The following is a 5274-nucleotide window of genomic DNA, read 5'->3' on the forward strand; positions in this document are numbered from 1 at the left end:
AGAGAGCCTAGGCTCTCTTTTTTGGTATTTTAACTTGTGTCTAAACGCTATAAAATATTAAGAATTCTGCATACGCTTTTTCAGTCGAGCTAAGTCAATTTCACTAGAGCGAACGGTCAACTTAATGCACTCGTAATCGTACTCTTCTTTAACCACACTCATGTTTGAGCGAATCTCTCCGATGATGCCTTGTCCTGAATAAGGGATGGTGATCTCTTCTTCGATCATGCCTTCTTCAGCAACACCAACGATGTACTTGTGCAGTTTCGTGATATCTAGCGGATCTCGAGTCGACGTTAGCATCGCATCTGGGAATTCTTCGATCAGCTCTAATTGCTGCTCTTCAGTCAATCTATCGCACTTATTCAGAACTAATAGTTTCTCGCTGCCTTCTACACCCACTTGAGCTAATACGTCGTGTACCACATCAAGTTGTGCGCGGAATGAAACGTCAGAAGCATCAACCACATAAAGCAGCAATGAAGCATCATGCGCTTCTGCTAGCGTTGAGTGGAATGATGCAACCAGATCGTGTGGCAATTTCTTGATGAAACCCACTGTATCTGAAACCAGAATACGCGGTTGAGTAATCGGCTGAAGCGCACGAACCGTCGTATCTAGCGTTGCGAACAGTTTATCTTCACCGACCACTTCGGTTGCGGTCATTGCACGCATCATCGAAGACTTACCGGCATTGGTGTAGCCAACTAAAGCAACAGTGAAAAGCTCCGCGCGCCTTGTGCGTCGGGTCTTCATTTCATCTTGTACGCTTACTAGCTCACGCTTAAGCGCAGCAATTTGGTCACGTACGTTACGACGGTCTAGCTCTAGTGAAGTTTCACCGGCGCCCTGACCCATTTGGCGTTCTTTATCGCCCTCAGCCGTTTCACGAAGTCGTGGCACTAAGTAGTTTAGACGAGCGATATCAACTTGCAGACGAGCAGTACGAGTACGAGCGTGGCGGCTGAAGATTTCGATGATGATGCCAGTACGGTCAAATACTTCCACACCCAAACTCGCCTCAACAGTACGCATTTGAGATGGACTTAAATCACAGTCAAATACCACAACATCAGCGGCACCGTATTGGAAGTTGCCCGTTGGAAGATCATCAAAATCTAGCTCATCGATTTCAGAACTAAAATCAAACGACTCATCAATAAAATCTTCATCTTCTGCTTCTTCAATAGAGCCTTGATAACCAGTTAGGTGTGCAATTTCAGCAAGCTTACCGGCACCCAGCACATTCTGTCTTTGAGATGAACTGTGGTGTTGCGATTGCGTACCGACGACTTTAAACCCTAGGGTTGTCACTAAGCGAGCAAGTTCGGCAAGAGACTCTTTTGCTTCGTCACCTTTAAAATCCGGTGTCGTAATAGAAATAAGTAAAGCGTTATTCGCCGCTGGTTTTGCTGTTAGTTTCATGTATTCTTCTGTTTATGCACCAAGGTGCAGCCTAGTTTCTGGTCTAAAGTAGTGTGATCCTACGCGTTTCTACGTCAGCTTTATAGAGCTAAGGGATACTAAATCACGATATTATTGCAGTAGAAGCATATATATCGTTTATCCCTCTGTTTTTATAAGGGATAAAAAGCAAGTATAGCCAACGAAAAAGGCAGCATCACCTTACTTATTAGTAGTTGGTGATACTGCCTTTGATTTAGACATGAACTTTGATTGTTAAACTAACTCAATAACTAGAAGTTAGAAGTTAGAAGTCGATTCTCGCTTCAGTCTGAGCATCGAAGAATACCGCCTTTGATAAGTCAAAATGAAGCGGTGCCATTTGCCCAACCGACACTTCAAACTCTGGTGACAAACGACACGCGACTTCTTGGTCGTTCACTTTAACCATTGCGATGGTATCTGGCCCTGTTGGCTCCAACACTTCCAATTGCAGATCTAGCTTTGTAGTTGCCGACACATCATCACCTTCTTGCTCAGTGATGTGTTCTGGACGCAACCCAATCACCAACTCTTTGCCATCTTGGTCACGCATACTCTGAGGCAATCGAATGTGGTGTTCTTGCTCCGCCGTGCCAGTTACTTTGATGATCGGATTCTGATCGTCGTCCAAATCCACCATGGTCTTAATGAAGTTCATTGATGGTGAGCCCATAAAGCCCGCTACGAACATATTGTTTGGCTTGGTATAGATCTCTTGCGGTGTGCCTAACTGCTGCAGTTCACCGTCTTTCATTACTGCGATGCGATCCGCCAGAGTCATCGCTTCGATTTGATCATGGGTTACATAAACAATCGTGGTATTCAGCTTCTGGTGCAGACGTTTAATCTGATGGCGCATCTCAACACGCAGCTTGGCATCCAAGTTAGAAAGCGGCTCATCAAACAGATACAGCTTAGGACGACGAGCTAGAGCGCGTCCCATCGCGACACGTTGACGCTGACCACCAGAAAGTTGCGACGGTTTACGATCAAGCAACTGTTCGATTTGCAGCATTTCTGCCACTCGATTTACTTCAGCATCAATCTCTTGCTGCGGCATCTTGCGAATCTTCAAACCGAAAGCGATATTGCCACGCACCGTCATGTTTGGATACAAGGCGTACGACTGGAATACCATCGCGATATCGCGATCTTTAGGTTCAACCTGCGCCACGTCTATGCCATCAATTACAATCTCACCCGAGCTAATATTCTCTAGCCCAGCGATGGTGTTCATCAAGGTGGATTTCCCACACCCCGAAGGGCCGACAAGTATCAAAAATTCCCCCGAATCGATACTAATGTCGATGCCCTTTAACGTTTCGTTGTCCGCGTTGCGATAGGTTTTACGGATCTGTTTTAAATCTAATGTTGCCATGGGTAATTATCCTTTTACTGATCCTGCCGTTAGGCCACGAACAAAATATTTTCCTGCGAAGACGTACACCAACAGCGTTGGCAAGGCAGCGATGATCGCGGCAGCCATATCGACGTTATATTCTTTAACGCCTGTGCTGGTGTTGACTAGGTTGTTTAATGCCACGGTAATCGGCTGTGTCTCTGAGCCCGAATACACCACCCCGAATAAGAAATCGTTCCAGATTGCGGTGAACTGCCAGATCACTGTCACCATGATGATAGGTGTAGAGATCGGTAATAAGATCTTAAAGAAAATGGTAAAGAAGCCTGCGCCATCCAGTTTTGCTGCTTTGATCAATTCATCAGGAATCGAGATGTAGAAGTTACGGAAAAATAGAGTCGTAAACGCCATGCCGTAGATAACGTGCACAATCACCAAACCGATGGTTGTGTTTGCTAAACCCATCTTGCCAAGCATGGTTGCCATTGGCAGCAACACCACTTGGAATGGGATGAAGCAACCAAACAACAACAAGCTAAAGAACAGGTTTGAACCTCTAAATTGCCATTTCGTCACGACATAACCATTGAATGCACCGAGCAATGTTGAGATCGCAACCGCAGGAATCACCATTTGGAACGAGTTCCAGAAGTAACCTTTAATACCTTCACATTTCACGCCCGTACAGGCGGTATCCCACGCTTTATACCAAGCATCGAACACCCACTCTTTCGGCAAGCTCATTAAGTTACCCGCTTTGATGTCAGGCAGAGTTTTGAATGACGTCAGCGCCATCACGAACAATGGCATTAGATACACTAAACAGAAGAAAAGCAGTGCTGAATAAATAAAGATTCGAGCAAAATTGATGTTATTCATCATGACTTTTTCTCCCTAAGTTCAGAGTAAAGATAAGGCACGAGAATCGCTAAGATACCGGCAAGCATCATCATGGCACTGGCAGCACCAAGGCCAATTTGTCCGCGAGTAAAAGAGTGTGCGTACATGAATAGCGCAGGAAGATCCGATGAATAACCGGGGCCACCCGCTGTCATTGCCGTCACAAGGTCGAAGCTCTTAATCGCAATGTGAGAAGTAATGATCACCGCACTGAAGACCACAGGGCGCAAACAAGGCAGAATGATTTTGAGATAGATGGTAGGTAAGCTTGCCCCATCAATTTGCGCCGCTTTGATGATTGAAGAATCGATGCCACGCAGACCTGCTAAGAACATCGCCATCACAAACCCTGAAGACTGCCAAAGTGCTGCGATAACCAAGGTATACACCGACATTTCGGAGTCGACTAGCCAGTCAAATTTGAAGTCAGTAAATCCCCAATCTTGCATCAGTTTTTCAATGCCAAGACCCGGATTAAGAATCCATTTCCACGCCGTACCCGTCACAATGAATGACAACGCCATTGGGTAGAGATAGATGGTACGAATCGCCCCTTCTTGACGGATGTTCTGGTCAAGCAATACCGCTAAACCAACACCAAGCAAGATGGCAATCGCCATAAATAGAAAACCAAACACACCGAGGTTGGTGATTGAGGTAATCCAGCGATCGTTATCCATCAGCTTTTCATATTGGGTTAAACCAACGAAATTAAAGCTCGGCAGAAATCGAGAGTTGGTGAACGACAACGCTGCCGTCCAAAATATGTAGCCGTAGATACACACCACGGTCACTAACGCAGTCGGCGCCAGTACAATTTTAGGTAACCAATGTTGCAACCTGTCAGCAAAACTCGGTTTCGGTGCAGGCTGGCTCCTTGTGGGTTTTGGAGTCGACTCAGTCAAAACATGCTCCATAACTTATCCTTGTTGCACAATCGAGCCAATGGCTTACCTTTCGGCACCACATCAGCATCACGCATATCAGAATTGGGAGTGAAGAGCAGATAGGCTCCCTACGAGCCTACCCACCCTGGGGGTTCGATAAAGCAACACAGCCCGTCACTCACGTGCGTTGTGTGTCACTTATCAAGTTAGATTAGATAGCCGCTTTCACTGCTTTTGCTAACTTAGCTGCCGCTTGTTTAGGATCGGCATCTTTCTCGTTGAAGAAGTTGGTCACTACGTCATAGATAGCGCCTTGAGCATAGCTTGTTGTCGCTAGGCCGTGAGCCATACTCGGAACAAGATCGCCCGATTCAGCACTCGCTTTGAAAGTAGCCATTGAATCCAACGCACATTGGTCGAATTTAGACATGTCCATATCTAGACGTACAGGGATAGAACCTTTGTTAAGGTTGAAGACTTCTTGGAAATCTTTGGTAAGAATGGTTTTCGCTAGGTCTTGCTGCGCTTTTTGGTTCTCTTGGTCGCTTAACTCAAAGAACGCAAAGCTATCGATATTGAAAGTAAATTGGCCGGCAGTACCTGGAGCTGGTGCACAGATGTAATCTTTACCCGGCACTTTGCCTGCCGCAGTAAATTCACCTTTCGCCCAGTCACCCATGA

General features: G+C 45.9%; 4 protein-coding genes and 1 pseudogene. All 5 read right to left on the reverse strand.

The features are described from left to right. Nucleotides 1-57 precede the first annotated feature (57 nt). Nucleotides 58-1425 carry a GTPase HflX gene (gene hflX, locus AB4653_RS19955; protein ID WP_009848500.1) on the reverse strand — a complete coding sequence of 456 codons (1368 nt, stop codon included), beginning with the start codon at nt 1423-1425 and terminating at the stop codon, nt 58-60. A 286-nt stretch (nt 1426-1711) separates the two neighbouring features. Further along, nucleotides 1712-2824 (reverse strand): ABC transporter ATP-binding protein, encoded by a 1113-nt coding sequence (locus AB4653_RS19960; RefSeq protein WP_009848501.1) that lies wholly within the window; start codon nt 2822-2824, stop codon nt 1712-1714. A gap of 6 nt (nt 2825-2830) precedes the next feature. After that, nucleotides 2831-3688 carry a carbohydrate ABC transporter permease gene (locus AB4653_RS19965; RefSeq protein WP_009848502.1) on the reverse strand — a complete coding sequence of 286 codons (858 nt, stop codon included), beginning with the start codon at nt 3686-3688 and terminating at the stop codon, nt 2831-2833. Next, entirely contained in the window at nt 3685-4623 is a 939-nt protein-coding gene (locus AB4653_RS19970) for a carbohydrate ABC transporter permease (protein ID WP_009848503.1), read from the reverse strand. The genes AB4653_RS19965 and AB4653_RS19970 overlap by 4 nt, the downstream gene beginning before the upstream one ends. Nucleotides 4624-4804: 181 nt before the next feature. Next, nucleotides 4805-5274 (reverse strand): annotated as a pseudogene (locus AB4653_RS19975) (sugar ABC transporter substrate-binding protein); the annotation flags it as partial.

Source organism: Vibrio sp. 10N.222.48.A3 (assembly GCF_041475345.1).
In the GTDB taxonomy this organism is placed as follows: Bacteria; Pseudomonadota; Gammaproteobacteria; order Enterobacterales; family Vibrionaceae; genus Vibrio; species Vibrio tasmaniensis_A.

Excerpts from the sequence above, each read along its gene's own strand:
- AB4653_RS19965 (WP_009848502.1), bottom strand. The coding sequence starts at position 3,688 with ATGATGAATAACATCAATTTTGCTCGAATCTTTATTTATTCAGCACTG.
- AB4653_RS19960 (WP_009848501.1), bottom strand. The coding sequence starts at position 2,824 with ATGGCAACATTAGATTTAAAACAGATCCGTAAAACCTATCGCAACGCG.
- hflX (WP_009848500.1), bottom strand. The coding sequence starts at position 1,425 with ATGAAACTAACAGCAAAACCAGCGGCGAATAACGCTTTACTTATTTCT.
- AB4653_RS19970 (WP_009848503.1), bottom strand. The coding sequence starts at position 4,623 with ATGGAGCATGTTTTGACTGAGTCGACTCCAAAACCCACAAGGAGCCAG.